The sequence below is a fragment of the Rhodococcus sp. 320_ES genome (assembly GCF_059691855.1).
Genome location: NZ_JCAWAG010000003.1, coordinates 15,090 through 36,037, shown reverse-complemented (window position 1 = coordinate 36,037; position 20,948 = coordinate 15,090). Strand labels below are relative to the sequence as shown.

At 66.6% G+C, this 20,948-nt stretch carries 18 protein-coding genes; 6 read left to right on the top strand and 12 right to left on the bottom strand.

The genetic code is table 11. The features are described 5' to 3' along the window. Positions 1 to 12: 12 nt before the first annotated feature. Positions 13 to 846, top strand: a complete 834-nt coding sequence (locus AC59JP_RS10815; protein WP_497325785.1) for an alpha/beta fold hydrolase — start codon at positions 13 to 15, stop codon at positions 844 to 846. Between the two features lie 50 nt (positions 847 to 896). On the opposite strand, the gene fdhA is transcribed toward AC59JP_RS10815, so the two are convergent. The 3 genes from fdhA to AC59JP_RS10800 all read right to left on the bottom strand — a co-directional run bounded on the left by fdhA (position 897) and on the right by AC59JP_RS10800 (position 4,749). Further along, a complete protein-coding gene (gene fdhA / locus AC59JP_RS10810) occupies positions 897 to 2,117 on the bottom strand; it encodes a formaldehyde dehydrogenase, glutathione-independent (protein ID WP_497325784.1) in 1,221 nt (406 codons plus the stop codon). Between the two features lie 93 nt (positions 2,118 to 2,210). Beyond that, a complete protein-coding gene (locus AC59JP_RS10805) occupies positions 2,211 to 2,939 on the bottom strand; it encodes an amino acid ABC transporter ATP-binding protein (protein WP_497325783.1) in 729 nt (242 codons plus the stop codon). A 1-nt stretch (position 2,940) separates the two neighbouring features. Further along, complete coding sequence (locus AC59JP_RS10800) at positions 2,941 to 4,749, bottom strand: ABC transporter substrate-binding protein/permease (RefSeq protein ID WP_497325782.1); 1,809 nt, start codon at positions 4,747 to 4,749, stop codon at positions 2,941 to 2,943. A 184-nt stretch (positions 4,750 to 4,933) separates the two neighbouring features. Here AC59JP_RS10800 and AC59JP_RS10795 point away from each other — a divergent pair, with 184 nt between their 5' ends. Continuing rightward, on the top strand, positions 4,934 to 6,268 hold the full coding sequence (locus tag AC59JP_RS10795) for an ammonium transporter (protein ID WP_497325781.1): 1,335 nt from the start codon (positions 4,934 to 4,936) through the stop codon (positions 6,266 to 6,268). 2 nt (positions 6,269 to 6,270) lie between these two features. On the opposite strand, the gene AC59JP_RS10790 is transcribed toward AC59JP_RS10795, so the two are convergent. From AC59JP_RS10790 to AC59JP_RS10780, 3 genes are read right to left on the bottom strand one after another with little or no spacing between them, the layout of a single operon-like run. Continuing rightward, positions 6,271 to 7,035 (bottom strand): LLM class F420-dependent oxidoreductase, encoded by a 765-nt coding sequence (locus AC59JP_RS10790; RefSeq protein WP_497325780.1) that lies wholly within the window; start codon positions 7,033 to 7,035, stop codon positions 6,271 to 6,273. A gap of 14 nt (positions 7,036 to 7,049) precedes the next feature. Beyond that, positions 7,050 to 7,562: a TIGR04338 family metallohydrolase gene (locus AC59JP_RS10785; RefSeq protein ID WP_497325779.1), complete on the bottom strand. Its 513-nt coding sequence runs from the start codon at positions 7,560 to 7,562 to the stop codon at positions 7,050 to 7,052. A 9-nt stretch (positions 7,563 to 7,571) separates the two neighbouring features. Then, on the bottom strand, positions 7,572 to 8,387 hold the full coding sequence (locus tag AC59JP_RS10780) for a DUF2786 domain-containing protein (protein ID WP_497325778.1): 816 nt from the start codon (positions 8,385 to 8,387) through the stop codon (positions 7,572 to 7,574). A gap of 53 nt (positions 8,388 to 8,440) precedes the next feature. On the opposite strand from AC59JP_RS10780, the gene AC59JP_RS10775 reads away from it, so the two are divergent. Further along, a complete protein-coding gene (locus tag AC59JP_RS10775) occupies positions 8,441 to 10,576 on the top strand; it encodes a M20/M25/M40 family metallo-hydrolase (RefSeq protein ID WP_497325777.1) in 2,136 nt (711 codons plus the stop codon). Positions 10,577 to 10,660: 84 nt separating this feature from the next. Here AC59JP_RS10775 and AC59JP_RS10770 read toward each other — a convergent pair whose 3' ends face one another. From AC59JP_RS10770 to AC59JP_RS10755, 4 genes are all read right to left on the bottom strand, one after another. Beyond that, positions 10,661 to 11,743, bottom strand: coding sequence for an inositol-3-phosphate synthase (locus AC59JP_RS10770; protein WP_497325776.1), 1,083 nt, complete (start codon positions 11,741 to 11,743; stop codon positions 10,661 to 10,663). After that, entirely contained in the window at positions 11,736 to 12,338 is a 603-nt protein-coding gene (locus tag AC59JP_RS10765) for a PadR family transcriptional regulator (RefSeq protein ID WP_497325775.1), read from the bottom strand. Before AC59JP_RS10765 ends, AC59JP_RS10770 begins: the two co-directional genes overlap by 8 nt. A gap of 201 nt (positions 12,339 to 12,539) precedes the next feature. Further along, positions 12,540 to 13,352, bottom strand: coding sequence for a DUF1707 SHOCT-like domain-containing protein (locus tag AC59JP_RS10760; RefSeq protein ID WP_497325774.1), 813 nt, complete (start codon positions 13,350 to 13,352; stop codon positions 12,540 to 12,542). Positions 13,353 to 13,363: 11 nt separating this feature from the next. Further along, positions 13,364 to 14,158, bottom strand: a complete 795-nt coding sequence (locus AC59JP_RS10755; protein WP_497325773.1) for a DUF1707 domain-containing protein — start codon at positions 14,156 to 14,158, stop codon at positions 13,364 to 13,366. A gap of 99 nt (positions 14,159 to 14,257) precedes the next feature. Between AC59JP_RS10755 and AC59JP_RS10750 the strand changes: the two genes are divergently transcribed. From AC59JP_RS10750 to AC59JP_RS10740, 3 genes are all read left to right on the top strand, one after another. Beyond that, on the top strand, positions 14,258 to 14,674 hold the full coding sequence (locus AC59JP_RS10750) for a DUF5318 family protein (protein WP_497325772.1): 417 nt from the start codon (positions 14,258 to 14,260) through the stop codon (positions 14,672 to 14,674). Between the two features lie 561 nt (positions 14,675 to 15,235). Further along, the gene (locus AC59JP_RS10745) at positions 15,236 to 17,359 is read left to right on the top strand and encodes a transglycosylase domain-containing protein (protein WP_497326469.1); all 2,124 of its coding nucleotides are present in this window, start codon (positions 15,236 to 15,238) and stop codon (positions 17,357 to 17,359) included. Positions 17,360 to 17,479: 120 nt separating this feature from the next. Then, entirely contained in the window at positions 17,480 to 18,979 is a 1,500-nt protein-coding gene (locus AC59JP_RS10740; protein WP_497326467.1) for a glycosyltransferase family 87 protein, read from the top strand. Here AC59JP_RS10740 and AC59JP_RS10735 read toward each other — a convergent pair. After that, the gene (locus AC59JP_RS10735; protein WP_497325771.1) at positions 18,942 to 19,394 is read right to left on the bottom strand and encodes a universal stress protein; all 453 of its coding nucleotides are present in this window, start codon (positions 19,392 to 19,394) and stop codon (positions 18,942 to 18,944) included. The two genes, AC59JP_RS10740 and AC59JP_RS10735, sit on opposite strands and share 38 nt — an antisense overlap. Further along, positions 19,391 to 20,944 (bottom strand): TerD family protein, encoded by a 1,554-nt coding sequence (locus AC59JP_RS10730; protein ID WP_497325770.1) that lies wholly within the window; start codon positions 20,942 to 20,944, stop codon positions 19,391 to 19,393. The genes AC59JP_RS10735 and AC59JP_RS10730 overlap by 4 nt, the downstream gene beginning before the upstream one ends. Positions 20,945 to 20,948: the final 4 nt, after the last annotated feature.

The following is a 20,948-nucleotide window of genomic DNA, read 5'->3' as shown; positions in this document are numbered from 1 at the left end:
GCGGAGGTACTCATGCCCATCTTGACCGTCGGCGCCGAAGGCCAGAACCCCATCGAGTTGCACTACCAGGACTACGGAAGCGGCAAGCCCGTCGTTCTCATCCACGGGTGGCCTCTCAGCGGCCGGTCGTGGGAAGCGCAGGTACCCGCCCTCGTCGAGGCCGGTCATCGCGTGATCACGTTCGACCGACGCGGATTCGGACAGTCGTCGCAGCCGTGGGACGGATACGACTACGACACCTTCGCCAAGGACCTGTCGGTACTGCTCGAATCTCTCGAGCTGACCGACGTCACGCTGGTCGGCTTCTCGATGGGCGGCGGCGAAGTCGTGCGCTACATCGGCAAGTACGGAACCTCTCGGATCGCCAAAGCGGTTCTTGCCGCGGCTGTTCCGCCGTACCTCTACAAGAGCGACGACAACCCGGACGGCGGGCTGGACGACGCAACCATCGAGCAGTTCCAGAACGGTGTCAAGACCGATCGGGCAGCGTTCCTCGACGGGTTCGCCACCAACTTCTTCAGTGCCGGCGAGACGCTGGAAGTCAGTGAGCCGCAGCGTCAGTACGCGATCTACCTCGCGTCCGGTGCGTCACCCAAGGGCACGCTCGACTGCATCGACGCGTTCGGCCGCACCGACTTCCGAGGCGACGTCGCGAAGATCGACGTCCCGACGCTCGTCATCCACGGCGACTCCGACGGCATCGTCCCGTTCGAGGTGAGCGGTAAGCGCTCGCACGAAGCCATCGAGGGCTCGGAACTGCACCTGATCGAGGGTGGGCCGCACGGCATCAACGCCTCGCACGCCGAGGAGTTCAACAAGGTGTTGCTCGAGTTCTTGGCGAAGTAACCCCCCTGTGCGTGATTTCCGCCCCCTGAGGGGCGGAAATCACGCACAGCTCAGGCGGCCCCCAACAAACCGTGCGGATCGAGCACGAACTTCGTCGCCTCACCCGAATCGAAGTCCGCGTACCCTTGCGGCGCCTGCTCGAGGCCGATGGCGCGCGCGTTGACCGCCTTCGCGATCTGCACCCTGTCGTGCAGGATCGCCATCATCAACCCGCGGTGGTATTTCATGGTCGGGCATTGACCGGTCGCGAACGACAGCGACTTCGCCCAGCCGGTGCCGAGGCTGAGCGAGAGCGCACCGACCTTCGCCGCCTCGTCCGAGGCGCCCGGATCGCCGGTGACGTAGAGGCCGGGAATGCCGATCGCTCCGCCGGCCGTCGTGACGTCCATGAGTGAATTCAGCACTGTCGCAGGCGCTTCGGTGGCCGAGTTGCCGCCGTGGCCGTGCGCTTCGAATCCGACGGCGTCCACGCCGCAATCCACTTCGGGCACCCCGAGGAGCTGCTCGATCTGGTCCTGCGGGTCGCCTTTGCTGACGTCGACGGTCTCGCATCCGAAGCTGCGTGCCTGCGCCAGACGGTCCTGGTTGAGGTCGCCGACGATCACCACCGCGGCACCGAGCAGCTGTGCACTGGCCGCGGCGGCCAGGCCGACGGGTCCGGCGCCGGCGATGTACACGGTCGAGCCCACACCGACCCCGGCGGTGACGCAGCCGTGGAAGCCGGTGGGGAAGATGTCGGAGAGCATCGTCAGGTCCAGGATCTTCTCCATCGCCTGGTCACGGTGCGGGAACTTCAGCAGGTTCCAGTCGGCGTACGGGACCATGACGTATTCCGCCTGGCCGCCGACCCACCCGCCCATGTCGACGTATCCGTACGCCGCGCCGGGTCGATCGGGATTGACGTTCTGGCAGATTCCGGTCTTGCGTTCCTTGCAGTTCTTGCAGCGCCCGCAGGCGATGTTGAACGGCACCGAGCACAGGTCGCCGACCTTGATGAACTCGACTCCGGGACCGACTTCGATGACTTCACCGGTGATCTCGTGTCCGAGAACGAGACCTTCGGGCGCCGTCGTCCGTCCACGGACCATGTGCTGATCGCTGCCGCAGATGTTGGTGGAGACCACCTTCAGGATCACTCCGTGGGGGCACTCGCGCCCGACGCTGGCCGGGTTCACGCCCGGACCGTCCTGAAGGGTGAAGGTCGGGAAGTCGATGTCGACGACTTCCACCTTTCCGGCCCCGGCGTAGGCAACTGCTCTGTTGTCTGACATGGTCCACTCCCGTCGTCGTGACATGCACAGTTCTGCATGCACCTCGACCGTACGCGCCGGCGTGTGAGTGGGGTCACAAACTGGCGGGAGCCGCTACAACACCTCCGACAAGAACCTCTTCAACCGGTCCGACTCCGGATCGTCGAACAGCGCTGCAGGAGGCCCGGTTTCGACGACGGATCCGTGGTCCATGAACAGCACGCGGTCGGACACCGATCGCGCGAAACCCATCTCGTGCGTCACGACGACCATCGTCATGCCGCCCTTCGCCAGGTCGGCCATGAGGGCCAGCACGCCCTTCACCAGTTCAGGATCCAGTGCGGAGGTGGCTTCGTCGAAGAACATGACCTCGGGCTTCATCGCCAGAGCCCGTGCGATGGCGACGCGTTGCTGCTGTCCGCCGGAGAGGTTGCCCGGGCGCGACTGAGCTTTCTGCGCCAGACCGACCGATTCGAGTTGCTCGAGCGCCAGTTCGTGCGCCTTCTCCTTCGGCAGACCCTTCAGCTTCCACGGTCCGAGCGCGACGTTGTCCAGCACTGTGCGGTGCGGGAACAGGTTGAACTGCTGGAAGACCATGCCGATGCGTTGCCGCAGCTCGTCCGGGTTGTCCTTCAACACCGACTTGCCGTCGAGCAGGATGTCTCCCTGCTCCGGCTCGTGCAGCCGGTTCAGGGCGCGCAGCAGGGTCGACTTTCCCGAGCCCGACGGACCGATGACCGTGGTCGTGGTGCCTGCGGCGACGTCGATGTTCACGCCGCGCAGAACCTTGTTCTTGCCGAAGGAGAGGTGAATGTCCTTGCCGGTGAGCGAAACAGATGTCATGTCAGCCTCTTTCCACGACGATGGCCTGCTCGACCGGGTCGAGCGTCTGCTCGGCCTTGCCGGTCCGGAGCCTCTTGTCGATGTAGTTCACGAGGTGCGTCAGCGGCACCGTGAGCACCAGATAGAACAACCCGGCCGCGACGAGCGGTGACAGGTTGCCGGTCTGTGCGTTCAGATCTCGGCCCACCGCGAACAGTTCGCGCTGGGTGGCGAGCAGTCCGAGGAAGTAGATGAGCGAGGAGTCCTTGATCAGCGAGATGAATTGATTCATCAGCGCGGGCAGCACGCGCCGCACACCCTGCGGCACCACGACCAGGTTCATCGAGCGGCGGTGACTGAAACCCAGCGCCCTCGCCGCTTCCATCTGTCCCGCTTCGACGCTCTGGATTCCGGATCGGAAGATCTCACCGATGTACGCGGCGGCCAGAAGCGACAGCGCGGCGGCGCCGAGCCAGTAGGGGTTGCCTCCGGTCAGACCCTGCACCACCGGCCCGATGCCGAGGCCGATGATCAGAATGATGACCACGGCCGGCAGACCGCGGAAGATGTCGGTGTAGACGCGAGCGGGCCATCGCAGCCAGCGGGTGCGCGAGAGTCCCGCGAGGGCGAGCAGCATGCCGAGGACGGTGCCGATGATGCCCGACGCCAACGCCAGGATGAGCGTGTTCGGAAGGCCCACCTTGAACAGGTCCGGAATGGCCGACTTGTAGAGAGACCAGTCGAAGAACGTGTCGCCGAGCTGCGCCAGCGTCGACTTCGGCTGCACAGCAACGGATTCGGGCTTGTTCGCGTCGTTCTGTGCGGCGATGGCGGCGAAATCGGGAAGCTGCGCCGGCGGCGCCGCCTTGCTGCCCGGCTTGAATCCCTCGGGCAGCTCGCGCGGCACCCAGTCCGAGTACAGCGTGGCCCACGTACCGTCGGCGATCACCGCGTCGAGGCCGGAGTTCAGTGCGTCGATCAGTGGTTGGTTGTCGCGGGCGACGGCCCAGCCGACGAAGTTGTTGAGCGAGAACGTGTTCTGCGTGATCGCGGTGCCGTCCTCGGGCTTGACCAGACCCTCGGCCTGCTGCGACGGGGCCACCCACGCATCGATCTGGCCGGTCCGCAGGTTGGCGTACGCGGTGTTGTAGTCGGGGAACTTCACCGGGTCGAGGCCGAGAGTGTTGACGACGTAGTCGTCCTGCACGGTGCCCTGCACGACGCCGATCCTGGTGCCCGCGTTCAGATCTTCGAACTTGGTGATGGGGCCGCCGGCCTTGGCGACGAGGGAGAAGTACCCGAAGTCGTAACCGTTCGTGAACCCGACGGTGTTGCGCCGCTCGTCGGTGGTCGTGATCGACGACGACCCGACGTCGAAACGACGACCGGCCACCTGCGCGAGCAGTCCCGAGAACTCGGTGCCCGAGAAGTTGATCTGCAGGCCGAGTTTGGCGGCGACGGCCTTCAGCAATTCGTTGTCGTAGCCGGTGTACTGGCCCGACGAATCCAGGCATATGCTCGGCGGCGCGTCGGACAGCGTGCCGACGGTCAGCGTGCCCGGCGTGGCCAAGCCCAGCGCATTCGTGTCGATCCGATCGAGTGGAACGACGTTCGGCGTCGTGTACTTGTCCTCCGACGCGGCGGCCGCGGCGGCGTCGAAGTTCGTCGGAGTCGACGAGGCACTCTCCAGCCCCGGCGGGGCGCACAGGTCGGTCGGTCCCGCCGCTGCCGAGTCGTCGGAGGACGTCGACCCGCAGGAGGCGAGTGTGAGCGCCAACAGCAATCCGACGACGAGAACCACGAGCGCGCGTCCAGCGCGTACGGCAACCATGAGAAAACCCTAAGCGCCGATCACGCCACTCACCGAAACGGCGCGTACGCAAGAGTTTGAATCAGCGAACTGCGTGTTCTGCATCGCTCTCGTGACACCAGCCCCCGTGACGTCGGACACCGTGCCGTTACTGTCTCGACAGATGCACCACCTCGGGTGCGCGGCGGAAGGGACGGAACGACGCGTGTTTCCCACTCTCGGCACACCCGACGCGGGTAACACCGCCTGGTTGCTCGCAAGCACGGCGATGGTGCTCCTCATGACGCCCGGTCTGGCGTTCTTCTACGGCGGCATGGTTCGCGTGAAGAGCGTGCTCAACATGATGATGATGAGCCTGTCGGCCATCGGCGTCGTGTGGGTGCTGTGGGTGCTGTTCGGATACTCGATGGTGTTCGGCGACAACGTGATCGGCGGCTGGATCGGCAATCCGCTCCAATTCGCCGGGCTCACGTCGCTGATCGGCGGCAACTACCTCGGCGCGGGTGGACCCGTTCAGATCCCCTTGGTCGGCACCGTTCCCGCGTTGGTGTTCGTCGCGTTCCAGGCCGGCTTCGCAATGGTGACGGTTGCCCTGGTCTCCGGCGCGGTCGCCGACCGCATGAGGTTCATGCCCTGGGTCGTGTTCGCCGGACTGTGGGTGACGTTGGTGTACTTCCCCGTCGCGCATTGGGTGTTCTCGTACGACGGAGTCACCAGCGCCGGCGGCGGGTGGATCGTGAACGATCTGAAGGCCATCGACTTCGCCGGCGGTACGGCGGTCGAGATCAACGCCGGCGCAGCCGGATTGGCATTGGCGATCGTGCTGGGTAAACGTCACGGGTGGCCGAGAGAAGCGATGCGCCCGCACAACCTCCCTGCCGTGATGGTGGGCGCGGGGCTGCTGTGGTTCGGATGGTTCGGCTTCAACGCGGGGTCGTCCTTGGCCGCCGACGGCGTGGCCGCGGTGGCGCTGGTGAACACGATGGGCGCGGGCGCAGTCTCGATGGTCGCGTGGCTCGCGGTGGAGAAGGTGCGCGACGGCCGGGCCACCTCGTTCGGAGCGGCGTCCGGTGTGGTGGCCGGGTTGGTGGCGATCACTCCCTCGTGCACTGCGGTCACACCGATCGGCGCACTCGGGGTCGGCGCGGCCGCCGGCGCACTGTGCGCGCTGGCCATCGGCCTCAAGTACCGGTTCGGCTACGACGATTCACTCGACGTCGTGGGTGTTCACCTCGTCGGTGGTGTCGTCGGCACGCTGGCGATCGGACTGCTCGCCAGTTCGTCGATGCCGCCCGGCGTCGACGGTCTGCTCTACGGGGGCGGGGTGAAGCAACTCGGGCTTCAACTCGTGGCCGTGGTCGCGGTGCTCGCCTATTCGCTGATCGTGACCGCGTTGATCGCCCTCGCGCTGAAGGCGACGATCGGCATTCGCGCCGACCCCCAGCACGAGACCGACGGCATCGACGAACACGAGCACGCCGAATCCGCGTACGAATTCGTCGCGGGCCACGGCGGCTCGGGAATCTTCGGGAAGAAGTAGACCTACTGCTGCGCGTCCCGCCAGGTGATCGCGTCCTTCATCTCCGTCAGGTCGTAGTCGGGGCCGTTGACGCCGACGGTGAACAGCGTTGCTCCCGCGTCGACGAAGTCCTGTGCCTTGTCGGCGCCGGGCCACGCGACGGATCGCTGAATCACCGATACGTCGCGGCCGACGGTCTCGCCGTGCTCGGCGAGGATGCCCGACTTGCGCTTCAGCTCGTCCAGATCGGCGAAGCTGTGCCAGATGTGGGCGTACTCGGCCACCATCTTGAGCGTCTTCTTCTCGCCACCGCCACCGATGAGAATCGGAATTTCGCGTGTCGGTGCCGGATTGCCGACGGCCAGGCGGTTCTTGATACGTGCAAGGTTCTCGTTCAGAAGCTTCAATCGCGAACCGGCCGTACCGAATTCGTAGCCGAAGTTGTCGTAGTCCTTCTGATTCCAGCCTCCACCGATTCCCAGGATCAGCCGCCCGCCACTCATGTGATCGACGGTGCGCGCCATGTCGGCGAGGAGGTCGGGGTTGCGGTAGCCACCGCCGGTGACGAGTGCGCCGATCTCGACGTTCGACGTCTGCTCCGCCCACGCTCCGAGCATGGTCCAACATTCGAAGTGTGCGCCGTCCAGGTCGCCGTACAGCGGGTAGAAGTGGTCCCAGTTGAAGACGATGTCCACGCCGGCGTCCTCCGCGCGCAGTACGGCGTCGCGGATGAGCTGGTAGTCGGGGGCGTGCTGGGGCTGGAGTTGGACTCCGATTCTGATGGTCATGACTCCATGATGCGCTACCCGACGGGCACACCGGCGTCGAGCATCGCAGCCCGAAGAACGAACGCTGCCTCGTCGCCCACGACCCCGCCGACCAGGGTGACGAATCGGTCGACGAACTCACCGCCGTGGGCCGGGAGGTCCGACTCCTCGGGTTCGAGATGGTGAGCCAGCTCGTGCAGAACGACCAGCTCTCGCAGCGCCCACGCCGTGTTCCCGCGGTGCAGGGGCACGGCGATGGTCCACGTGTCTCGCTCGTAATGTGCCTCGCCCGCCCCGGACCGTTCCCGGACGCGGACGGATCGGCGGGCGCTTGGCCACGTGTCTCGAACCCAGTTCAGAGCCAGGACTGCGTCGAGGTACGTCTGCACCGAGTCCAACGACGCGAACTTCCGCTCGACGGGCAGAGTGAGAGTGGATCCGAGCATGTCGACCGTGCGCAGCCCTCGTTGGTCCGCACGGTCGAACATGGTGCGGACGAGATGCTCGGCCTCGTAGACCTTGGACCGTTGCGAGTCTTTGTTCTTCACGCCGGTTCCCTACCGTTCGAGTTGCGCCGATCCTCTGTCCAACTCGGGCTGACCACCGAGCCTCGCCGCCCTCCCCGCTCGGTCGCCGGCCCGCCGCGCACCGTGCGAGAACCCGGCTGTGGCCGACTGCCCGCGCCACGTTCCGCGTGCCGTGGACGTGGCCGAGTAGAAGTCCTTCAGCTCGATTTCCCTGTCGCGCAACACCAACGCCGTCCCGACTTCCGGCGCTGCCTCGATCGCCTCGGTCTCGGCCTTCTTCTTCGCCTCACCGAGGCGTTCCCCGATCCGCACCGCGAACGCCAGCTGGAACTCCAACCGCGCCGTCACGCCGGCGAGAGGCTTCTCCTCGCGCACCCGGTACCGCCGCCGTCCGCGGGTCTGCACCACGACGCGTTGGACTGTGGCGCTGCGGTATTCACCGGATTTGATGTAGGCGTCCGACGCCTTGACCATCTGCACGATCAGGCTGGCGTAGAGTGCCTCGCACGTGTCGATGTCGGAATCGAACCCGTACGCGAACACCTGCGCCGACGATCGCGCGATGTCGCACTGCACGTCGTTGGCACGGGCGATTGCGAGGAAGAGCTGAACATAGGTCCGCAGTCCCTTCTTGCCCGGCTCGCCGATCCGCACCATGCGCTGCACGGGCGTCGCACGCTTCTCCCGCGACGCCGCGTGGGAGCGCGCCACGGCGAGGTCGATGGCGGACGACGTGGCCAACCGCTGCGCGGCCTCCATGAACGCCTCGGCCTCGTGGGGGTTGTCCGTCGACTCCGCCTGGCGCAGCAATCCCCCGATACGGGCCAGCATCTTGTCCGAACTCACGGAAGCGAAGATTACGCCGCCCCACCGACACACTCCGCGGGTACTTTGTCCCCATGACAGCCCCTTCGCCGGTCGAACGTCGCTGCGCCGCCATGGACGTCCATCGGCGCCTTCTGACCGAGTCGTCGACGTACCGCACCGAGCGGGCCCGCATCGAGAATCAGACGATCGCGCTGGCGTCGATCCTGCCGACCCGGCAGCGGGAGGTGGTGCGGATCGACGTCGTGGTCCACGTGGTGGCCTCGACCGACGACCAGGACATCTCCGACGAGCAGGTGGTCAGTCAGTTCGAGGTCCTGAACCGCGATTTTCGCGCTGCGAACGCAGACGTCGGCGACGTGCCGGATCCGTTCGTTCCGCTGGTCGCCGACGCCCGTATCGAATTCGCACTCGCCACAACAGATCCCGACGGACATCCCACGAGCGGAATCACTCGTACCCGCACCGATCTCGCCGAGTTCGACTCGAACGACGCGGTCAAGTCCGCGTCGACGGGTGGTGCCGACCCGTGGCCGTCGGACAGGTACCTGAACTTGTGGGTGTGCCGGCTCGGCGGTGGGCTGCTCGGATACGCCCAGTTCCCCGGCGGGCCGCCCGAGACCGACGGGGTGGTGGTTCTCGACACCGCCTTCGGGACCACGGGCACGGCAACCGCGCCGTTCGATCTGGGTCGTACCTCGACGCACGAGATCGGCCACTGGCTCAACCTGTTTCACATCTGGGGCGACGACGGCGACGGCTGCGGAGGCACCGACGAGGTCGACGACACCCCGAACCAGGGCGGCCCCAACAGCGGCCGTCCGACCTTCCCCCACATCTCGTGCAACAACGGCCCGAACGGCGATCTGTTCGTCAACTACATGGACTACACCGACGACGCGGGCATGGTCATGTTCACCGCAGGCCAGGTGACACGAATGGCCGCGTGCCTCGAGGGCGCTCGTCGGCCACTGGCCGCCGGAAGCGAAACCATTGCACCGCTGGGTCGTTGGACCCATTCCTTCGAAGAGGACCACGACGACGTGACGGTCTACCGCCCGCACGGATACGACTTTCCGCGCGCCCGCGGTCGTGCCGGCCTCGAGTTTCGTCCCGACGGATCCTTCGTCGACTGGTCGATCGGCGCGGGCGACGCACGCACACCGCGGCCCGGGTCATGGATCGACGACGACAACCTGCGCCTGATCACCGCGGCGGGCAACTCCCGCACAGTGTCGGTGGTGGCGCACACGGACGACCGACTCGAACTGGCCTTCCGCACCGGGACGTCCACGCACCGGCCGTCGTGCCGCACCGACATCGAACTTCCGTTCTCCGCCACCGATTTCCGTCGGCGACCTCCGTCGGACACTCGTCGAGTCAGTGGTGTGACGACACTGCTCGGCGCGATCTCGGAATCGAGGATCAACGAGACGCTGGATGTCGTGCTGGCGCCGTCGTCGCGGGTGTCGACCGGCGAGGGTTTCCGGCAGGTGGCGGCGCAGCTCGCCCGGGTCCTGATCGAGACCGGATACGACGTCGTGCAAGAGCCGGTGGTCGTGGGAGACGGGTTGAGCGAGAACGTGATCGCCGATCGGTCCGGAACGGGCGACGGGCGCGGTGTGGTCGTCCTCACGGCCCACCTGGACTCGGTGAACCACGCCGACGGGCCGACGGCTGCGGCACCGGGAGCCGACGACAACGGCAGTGGAGCAGCAGGGTCGATCGAACTCGCGCGAGTGTTGTCGACGCAGACGTGGACGCACGACACCCGCGTGATCCTGTTCGGAGGCGAGGAGCAGGGCCTGTACGGCAGCACAGCCTACGTCGCGAGTCTTTCTGCCGCAGAACGGGAACGCATCATCGGGGTCGTGAACATGGACATGATCGGCCGCCGGAACAAGGACGAGCCGTCGGTGCTGATCGAGGGAGCGCCGGTGTCGTCCGCCTTGATCGACAAGCTGGTGCAGGCAGCGGCGGAGTTCACGGATCTTGCTGTGGCAACCTCGCTTTCGCCGTACGCGAGTGATCACGTTCCGTTCATCGACGCCGGCGTGCCCGCGGTGCTGACGATCGAGGGCGACGATCAGGCGAACACCGACGTGCACTCGGCCGAGGACGTGCGGGCGAACCTCGACGTCGGTTTCATGGCCGAGATACTGCGCATGAACGCCGCGGTGCTGGCCGAGCTGTTGGATCCCACCGACTGAACACTCGGTCCCGTAAACGACTCAGGGGCACATTCGGTCGACTGGATCGACCGAATGTGCCCCTGAGTGCACTGCTGGAGAAAACTACGCGTCGATGATGAACGCTTCGAGCTCGGCGCGCGCGGTGTCGTCGGCCATCTGCTTCGGCGGGCTCTTCATCAGGTACGCCGACGCGGGAACGATGGGTCCACCGATTCCGCGGTCCAGCGCGATCTTCGCCGCACGAACGGCGTCGATGATGACACCGGCCGAGTTGGGCGAGTCCCAGACCTCGAGCTTGTACTCGAGGTTGAGGGGAACGTCACCGAACGCGCGACCTTCGAGGCGGACGTACGCCCACTTGCGGTCGTCGAGCCAGCCGACGTGATCGGACGGTCCGATGTGGACGTCCTTGGTGTTGAACTCGCGCTGCAGGTTCGACGTGACGGCCTGCGTCTTGGAGATCTTCTTCGACTCGAGGCGCGTGCGCTCGAGCATGTTGAGGAAGTCCATGTTGCCGCCGACGTTGAGCTGCATGGTGCGGTCGAGCTGCACGCCGCGGTCTTCGAACAGCTTCGCCATGACTCGGTGCGTGATGGTGGCGCCGACCTGGCTCTTGATGTCGTCGCCCACGATCGGGACGCCGGCATCGGCGAACTTCTTGGCCCACACCGGATCCGACGCGATGAACACGGGGAGCGCGTTGACGAATGCCACGCCGGCGTCGATTGCAGCCTGGGCGTAGAACTTGTCCGCTTCCTCGGATCCGACGGGAAGGTAGGAGACGAGGACGTCGACCTTCGCGTCCTTGAGCGCCTGCACCATGTCGACCGGCTCGGTGTCCGAGAGCTCGATGGTCTCGGCGTAGTACTTGCCGATTCCGTCGAGGGTCGGTCCGCGCTGGACGGTGACGTCGCTCGGCGGGACGTCGGCGATCTTGATGGTGTTGTTCTCGCTGGCGAAGATGGCTTCGGAGAGGTCGAATCCGACCTTCTTGGCGTCCACGTCGAACGCGGCGACGAACTGGACGTCGCGGACGTGGTACTTGCCGAACTTGACGTGCATGAGGCCGGGAACGGTCGCGTTCTCGTCGGCGTCCTTGTAGTACTGCACGCCCTGAACCAGGGACGACGCGCAGTTACCCACGCCCACAATGGCCACGCGCACCGCAGTGCTGTTGTCACTCATGGTCGGGTTCTCCTTTTTTCCGATAGGTGTCCGTCGAGTTCTCGACGGTTGTGGTGGGCGGGGCACTCTCCGAATTGATCGCCATTGCCTCGGCAGCGATCAATTCGTTGAGCCACCGCACTTCGCGCTCGCTCGACTCGAGTCCGAGCTGATGCAATCCGCGGGTGTATCTGTCCAACGACCCGCTTGCGCGGCCGATGGCGTCTCGGAGCCCCTCGCGGCGCTCCTCGACCTGACGTCGCCTGCCTTCGAGAATTCGCATCCGCGCCTCGGCGGGGGTGCGTCCGAAGAAGGCAAGGTGAACGCCGAACCCGTCATCCGAATAGTTCTGTGGACCGGTGTCCGCGACCAGCTCGGCGAACCGAGCTCGGCCGGCAGGGGTGAGCTGATACACGCGACGTGCTCGACGCTTCAGCGTTCCCTCGGGCATTTCCTCGACGATCAGCCCGTCCGCCTGCATCTTGCGCAGAGTCGGATAGAGCGAACCGTACGAGAAAGCCCGAAAGGCACCGAGAAGGCCGGTCAGCCGTTTGCGCAACTCGTAACCATGCATGGGTGAATCGAGGAGCAAGCCGAGAACCGCGAGTTCGAGCACGGGTTCCCCTTCCCTCGATTGCACCGGACCACATCGGATGATGCATTTCCAACTATAGCCGCAACATGTATCGGCGCGATATATGGGGGTACATGTAACTACGAGTACGGCGTGGCTTGGGCCCAACCGAGGGGCACCCCGAGTCGATCCATCGACGTGAGGGGCGCCCTGAGTCGCAAAAATAGGGAAAAAGAAAGGGCCCTACGGCCGGTACGCCGCCACCCGCACCACGTCACCGGCGAAGGTCGTCGAGACGTAACCACCGCGGTTGTCCGCGTCGGAGGCGAAGACGAGTATCTCGGGGCTGCCCATGTTGCGAACGACGACGTGCGTGACGGCCGCTCCCGGCACCTCGACCGCTGCCGGGGCTCCGGCCATCGCGTTCGCGAGGGTGCCCATGTCGATCTGCGAGATGTCGAACGGTTGATAGCCGCTTCCGAGCAGTTCGGTGTCGGCGGACTCGTCGAAGCCGCCTCGCACGTCCACCGAGCGGGTCCGCCCGCCGTCCACCATGCGGTCGAGTGAGGCGCGGTTGTCCGGTGGGTAGATGGTCACGTCGGAGACCGTCGGGTCGCCGAAACGGTCGAGGAACCGGGTGCGGAAGTCGGCCAGGCCGTCGGCGGTGGCGAAATCGAACGGCTCGGCGACGATGGGAGCGGCGGCGGTATCGACGGCCGGGACCGGCGGCGCGGGTCGGTCGGCCGCGGTCACGACCCCGAGCACCGCCGCCAGGACGGTCACCGTCGTGACAACCGCGGCGCCCACCAGGATCGAGCCACGACGCGGTCCCGTGGGTGATCGCCGGGGCGCCGGCTTCGGCTCGGGCAGCGCGACGTCGGCCTGCAGATCGGCGGCCAGCGCGTGCAGTTCCCCCAAGGTCCGGGCTGCTCGAGCGCGCTCCTGGCGATCCCGGTGTTCGTCGAACGTAAGCTGCCCGTCCGCGTACGCGTTGTCCAGTGCGGTCACCAGAAGTGCACGATCGATGTCGCGTGCGCGCGTCGCTCGAGATGCCACTGTCGCCCCCGCTATTTCGCCGGATCGAACGGCGAGACGCGAATGAAGTCGCCGTCGAGCGTCGCGCTCAGGTTGCCTTTTTGGTTGGCCGAGTCGTTCGCGGCGTACAGGTCGATGGCCGCGCCCGACGCGTCCGCTCGGAAGTAGACGTACATCGAATCGACAGACGCGATATTCAGAGACCGTCCGGCGCCCAGCACCAGGCCGCCCGCTACCCCGGGCCGAAGCTCGGCGAGGTCGAAGGACGCGGTGGTGACCGCTCTGTCCTCGTCGTCGCGGCGCTCCCATTCACCGTCTCGGTAGTAGTAGTTCTGCTCGCGCCGTGGGTTTGCCGGATCGGCAACGTGCAACAGCGCGTACGTCGGATAGACCCCCAACTCGTCGACGACGGTGGTCGCTGCCGCCGCCGGGACCGAGGCGACCACGGCGTTCAGCCCACTCGGGGTGAGGTATCCGCCCGATCCGAACTGCCCGGTCGCACTGTCGTCCGTCGCGCAGGCTCGGGCGAGAAAGAACACCGCGCCGGCGACGCCCAGCAAGACGAGCCAGCGAACGACCGTGGCGCGAGCGCTGGGCCTGGCCCCGACGATCGAGGTGGGTACGGGGGCGAGATCGGTCTCACCCTGGAGGTCGTCGATCAGATCGTGAAGGTCGGCGAGCGTGGCCGCGTCCTTGGCCAGCGCGATGCGCAGGTCGTACTCGTCTTGCGCCAGCTGACCGTCGGCGAATGCGGCGTCGATCGCGGCGCACGCGTGTACTCGATCCTCGTCGCGCGCACGCACCGTCGGAGCGAACCGGGTCTGCACCGGTGGATCATAGATTTGCCTGTCCCAAATGGGTAGAGCCGACGATCGGCCCACCTCCGACTGTCCCGCCCCGCGCGCCTCGCACGTACTCTGGTCCCCGTGCGAACAGAGCGGCAGGTGGTGGACTACGCGTTGCAGCGTAAGTCGCTGCTGGCCGAGGTCTACTCCGGTAGGCGCGCCGTCAAGCAGGTTTGCGACGCCGATCCCTACCTGTTGCGTGCGGCCAAGTTCCACGGCCGGGCAAGTTCCGTCGCGTGTCCCATCTGCCGAAAAGAGCAGCTCACGCTGGTGTCCTGGGTGTTCGGCGAGAAGCTCGGCCCCATCTCGGGCTCGGCTCGCACTGCCGACGAATTGCTTCGATTGGCGCAGACGCAGGAGGAATTCTCGGTTCACGACGTCGAGGTGTGTCGGACGTGCAGTTGGAATCACCTCGTACAGTCATACGTTCTGGGTGCGGTTCCCGCTCCCAAGCGCCCGCGGCAACGACCCGGACAGCGACGCACCGCCAGCGAGTGAATCAGCTCGGATTCAGAAACGAACAGTGGAGAGAAGTACGTGAGTTCCCCCTACGACAGCCCGCGTGACGACCGAAACGACGGTCGTTCGTACGGACGGCACGCCGGACCCGACGGGCCAGGGAACAACCCACCTCCCTCACCGACTCCTCCTGCCGGCCCGCCTCCGCCCCGTCGTCCGCAACCGCGCTACGACGGTCCCCAGCCGCGATACGACGGTCCCCCTCCGCGGGACCCCGGTTATCGCCCGCCTTATCAGCCGCCGGAGACGCGACGCGGTCAGCAGCCACCTCGTTTCGAGGAAGCGCGCTACGCCGATCGAGGCCGCCCTGCGCACGACGACACTGCGTACATTCCGCCGGTCGCCCCACCCCCTCGCACCAGTGCGTACGGGCAGGCCGGAGGCCGGTCGGATAATTATGGCCAGGCCCGGCCGGGTGGGCCCGGTCTGCCGCCGGAGCCCCCCGTCCACTCGTACGACTCGTCCGGCGGGGAACCACCGGACGAGCCACCAGCAGGAGGTAGGGCGACGAAGACCAAGAAGAAGTCCAAGTGGAAGGTCGTGCGGCGCACGCTGTACGCACTGATCGCGCTCGGGCTGGTCGTTCCGGTCCTGGCGTTCATGGTGGCGTACGTCGTCGAGGACGTTCCGCGTCCCGGCGACATCAAGACCAACCAGGTTGCGACGGTTTATGCCGCCGACGGGTCGACAGTGCTCGCCACCGTCGTGCCGCCGGAAGGCAACCGCACCGATGTGACGATCGATCAGATTCCCGTCCACGTGCGCGATGCGGTTCTGTCCGCGGAGGACCGCGATTTCTACACCAACCCCGGCTTCTCGGTGTCGGGATTCGCCCGCGCTGCTCGTGACAACGTGATGGGCAAGGACACCGCAGGCGGTGGGTCGACGATCACGCAGCAGTACGTGAAGAACGCGCTGGTCGGTTCCGAACGGTCGCTGACTCGCAAGATGCGTGAGCTGGTGATCTCGTCGAAGATGGCCCGTCAGTGGACCAAGGACGACATCCTGGCCGCGTACCTGAACACCATCTACTTCGGTCGCGGTGCGTACGGCATCGCCGCCGCGTCGGACGCGTACTTCGGTAAGCCGGTCGAAGAACTGTCGATCGAGGAGGGCGCGGTACTTGCCGCGATCATTCAGCAGCCGTCGGGTCTCGATCCGGAGAACAACCTCGCCGGCGCCACCGATCGATGGAACTACGTGCTCGACGGCATGGTCACGATGGGCAAGCTCGATCAGGCGCAACGCGCTGCGATGAAGTATCCGCAGTGGATTCCGTCGACGCAGGCCACGTCGAGCGACGCTGCCGACGCCGGTCCCAACGGGCTCATCAAGAACCAGGTGCTGCGCGAGATCTCCGAATCGGGGATCAGCGAGCAGGATCTGAACACGGCCGGTCTGCAGATCACCACCACGATCGATCCGAAGGCTCAGCAGGCGGCGGTCGACGCGGTGAACGAGAACATGCAGGGCGAGCCCGCCGAGTTGCGTACGGCGTCGGTGTCCGTCGACCCGCGGACCGGTGCGATCAAGTCGTACTACGGCGGCGCCGACGGTGCCGGCTTCGACTTCGCCAACGCGGGCCTGCAGACCGGGTCGTCGTTCAAGGTGTTCGCCCTCGCGGCGGCGCTCGATCAGGGCATCCCGCTGTCGAAGATGTTCGACAGCTCACCGCTGACGGTGAACGGCATCCAGATCGGCAACGTCGAAGGCGAATCGTGCGGCACCTGCACCATCGCCGAGGCACTCAAGCGCTCCCTCAACACCAGCTTCTACCGGTTGGAGTTGTCGCTCAACGGTGGCCCGCAGGCCATCGCCGACATGGCGCACAAGCTCGGTATCCCCGACGAGGTTCCCGGTATCGGCAAGACCCTCGTCGAGCCCGACGGCGGCCCGCCCAACAACGGAATCGTGCTGGGCCAGTACCAGTCTCGCGTGCTGGACATGGCATCCGCCTATGCGACGCTCGCCAACTCCGGTACGTACCACGCACCGCACTTCGTGCAGAAGGTCGTGGCGGCCGACGGAACGGTTCTCCTGGATCGGGGCGCCGATGCGGGCACGCAGGAAGTCTCGGCCGCCGTGGCGGACAACGTGACGTCGGCCATGAAGCCCATCGCCGCGTACTCCAACGGCCACAACCTGGCCGGCGGACGGCAGTCGGCGTCGAAGACCGGAACCGCGCAGCTCGGTGACACGGGTGAGAACAAGGATGCGTGGATGGTCGGCTACACGCCGTCGCTGTCCACCGCGGTCTGGGTCGGCACCGAACAGGGTCTGCCGCTCGAGAACAGCTACGGCGGACCGATCTACGGATCGGGCATCCCGTCGGACATCTGGAAGGACACGATCGACGGGACCCTCGAGGGCACGCCGAACGAACAGTTCCCCAACCCGGCACCCATCGCGGGGCAGGCGGGAGTCCCGACGTATTCGGCCCCGGCTCCCGCGACCACCCGCTCGGCTCCTCCGACGACGTCCGCGCCCGCGCCTCCGACGTTCGAGCCTCCCGTGGTGGTCCCGTCGCAGGTGGAGATCTTCCCCGGCATCACCATTCCGATCCCGGGTCTTGCACCGGCGGAACCGGCTCAACCGGCCGAACCGTCGACGGCGGCACCCGCCGAGCCGGCAGCGCCCGGCGCGGCGCCCGCACCCGGCGGATAGTAGGTGGACGGCCCGCAGCCGGGCGACGGTGAACGGGGGTCTCTCCTCGCCAGCCCGGGTCCGCTGGCAGAGGATCGACGGTCCGCCCGGTGGCGTGATCGGCCCAGCCTCGAGGATCCGATGGTCGCCGAGTTGTCCTCGGTGGTGGGTGGACCGATCGGCAAGCATGCCCTGATCGGGCGCCAGCGGTTCTTCACACCGCTCCGGGTGACGATTCTGCTTGCGCTGGTGTTCCTGTCGCTCGGGTGGTTCGGCAAAGCGGCGTGCATCCAGCAGTCGCCCGGCCCGAACGGCACGGTGGGTCTCGACTGGTCGGGAAGCCGCCAGTACGTGGCCATGTGCTACTCCGACACCGTTCCGCTGTACGGAGCCGAACGCCTCGACGAGGGTGCGTTCCCGTACAAGAAGTGGTGGGAGGAAACGGCCGCCGACGGTACGGTGCAGCGCCGCTACATGGAGTATCCCGTTGTGGCGGGCATGTACCAGTATCTGTCGATGGTGGTCGCAAAGGCGTGGTCTGCAGCAACCTGGCTGCCGCAGGCCATCGAGGTGGCGATCTACTTCAACGTCGTCGCCCTCGGAATGGCGCTGGCCTGGCTGGTGACCGTCTGGGCGAGTGTGAAGCTGGCGGGCAGGCGGGTCTGGGACGCGGCCATGGTGGCGTGCTCGCCGCTGGTGATCGTGCACGCGTTCACCAACTTCGACGCATTGGCGACGGCGTTCGCGTCGGGCGGCCTTCTAGCGTGGGCCAAACGCAGGCCCGTGCTCGCCGGGGTGCTGCTGGGGCTGGGCGGAGCCACGAAGCTGTATCCGTTGCTGTTCCTCGGCCCGTTGCTGGTGCTGTGCATTCGCGCGGGCCGGGTACGTGACTGGGTTCGGACGGCCACCGCCGCCGCTGCCGCCTGGCTCGTGGTGAACGGGCCCATCGCCCTGCTGTTTCCGCGTGGATGGTTCGAGTTCTTCCGCCTCAACTCCGATCGCGGCGCCGACCCGGACTCGATCTACAACGTCGTCCGGTCGTTCACCGGCTGGGCGGGTTTCGACGGTCCGCTGGGGCCGGGTGAGAAACCCGACCTACTGAACGTGGTCACTCTCGTGCTCTTCGTGGCCGTGTGCGCGGGCGTCGCGTTCGTGGCCCTGACGGCACCGCGCCGCCCCCGCCTGATATCGCTGTGCTTCCTGCTGGTCGCAGGGTTCTTGCTCACGAACAAGGTGTGGAGCCCGCAGTACTCGCTGTGGTTGGTCCCGCTGGCCGTGTTGGCGCTACCGCATCGCCGAATCCTGTTGGCGTGGATGACGATCGACGCTCTGGTGTGGGTGCCGCGGATGATGTACTACCTCGGGGTGGAGAACAAGGGCTTGCCCGAGCAATGGTTCACCTCCGCGGTCGTCGTGCGCGACCTTGCGGTGATCGGGTTGTGCTGCTTGGTGATTCGACAGATCTACCGCCCCTCGGAGGACTTGGTCCGAGCCAGTGGTGACGACGACCCGTCCGGCGGTCCGCTCGATCGCGCCGCGGACAGCTACCCGGACTGGTTGCCGCCCTGGCTGCGGGCGCGGGAGACGCGGGAAACCACGGCGGTCACGGAACGACTGTCACCGGCCACCGACCCGATTTGACGAGACGGACGGCAACGGAACCGAACATGCGGTGCCCGGCCGACTGCGACGCTCCGACCACGATGGCGTCGGCGCGGAGCTCCTCGGCCACGGAGATCAGCCCGTTCGCGGGATCGCCACGCAACGTACGGAATTCCCACCGCAGATGGCCGAGCTGCACGTAGTGCCCGACGCTTTCCTTGATGTAGGTGAGCAACTCGTCGGCGACCTGCGTACCGGCTTCGTACACGAGTCCGCCCGCCTGGGAGAGCGCCGCCGCCCCGATCTGCTGGACGTACACCAGGACGAGCTTGGACTGCTGTCGGCGAGCCAGTCCGCCCGCGTACGCCGCTGCTTTCCACGCCGACTCGGATCCGTCGATGCCGGCGATGATGAGTTTCGGCCCGTCCATTCCGTATTCGAAATCCGTGGTCACGACTCGCCCGCTCCGGACAGCTCCGAGACGACCCGCTCCACCGTCGTGGTGTCGGCCGGTGCGACGTCGGGTTCAAACGACCATTCGCTGCCGATCCACGGATCGTGCACGGGAGTACGCCCGTCGATCGGAAGGTGCATGGACCTGCGCAGGAGGGCGGCGGCCAGCGGGTCGATGTCCTCGGCGTCGGCCGAGCCGACCAACACGAGCGACAACCCGGCGAACGGACCGCGCTCGGCCAGGAAGGCGATCCGACCGAGCTCGGCCGATCCGAAGCCGTAGGGGAAACTGGAGACCACCACGACGCTGCGTGGCGGCACGGCCGGTGGGGTCTCGCCGGCGCCAACGGCCATGTGCCACAGGTCGATCGAGTGCGCCAGCTCCTCGAGCCGCGCCGTCACGGCGGACCGGTCGGTCAGCGACCGCGCGATCGGTGCGACGCGGGCGGATGTCTGCGCCAGCGACCCGCCGATGTCGAGAATGTCGATGACGGTGGCGCCCCGCGGCGCCGCAACCGCGATCCGGAGGAGTGCAGCCGTGATCGACGGCGACGACGCGACGCCGCCGGTCTCGTCCTCGAACCAGAGCGGGTTGGCAGCGGGCCACGCCGCGCACAGGGGAACGCGCAGCGGGCTGCGGGACGGGACGGTGACCTCGCCGACCCGTATGCAGTCGGTGAACTCGTCCGTGCCCGAAAGTCGTTGCCACGAGACCGAACCCCAGGATGCGACGCTTGCCGGTAGCTCGCGATCGAGGGCGGAAATCTCGTCGGTCAGGACCCGACTGTCGTCGAGATGACGCGTCTGCGCCGTTGCCACCAGGGCGTCGTGTCGGCTCTGTGCGTCGTTGCGCTCGCGATCGGCGGCCGGTGACGATCGGGTAGACGCGTCGGCCGCCAGGTCGGACAGTTCGTCGCCGAGCCGCTCGTCCGCGTAGTCGACGGCAGCGTCGAAGGCGGCCGCCGAGCGGGACGCGTCCTCGAAGATCATCCACACGCGTTCGAGTACCCGTGTGCGGTCCAGCGGCACGGAGTTGGATGCCGAGTCCTGCGACGTGGAATCCGACTGTGCCTCGGACGTTTCGACATCGATGCCGTGCGCTACCAGGAGATCAGCGAGGCCGCCGGCAAATCCCTGCCCGACGGCGCGGACCTTCCACCCGTGGTCCCGGCGATAGAGCTCCAGACCGATCAGAGCGTCGAGTCCGGTTGTGCTCGGTGCGAATTCGTACAGGGCCTCTCCCGACGCGCCGATCAGCTCGAGGTCGATCTCGGAGGGCAGAGCGGACGTTCCGTCGACGGAGACGACCAGAAGCACGGCGTCGACCGTCTCCTCGATTTCACCGAGAGACAGTGCGAGAGAACCGTTGTCGAGCAGGCAGGCTCCGGGGGCGGTCGCATGATTCCAGAACACGAAGTCCTCGTCGGACCGTACCCGTCGATCGCCGTCGACCAGCAGGGCGCTCACGTCGACGGACGACGCGCGAACCGTCCCCGTCACCGACAGGTCGGTCAGCGCGGCGTTCTGCCCGGGTGTCAACCGAAGGGTCATCGCC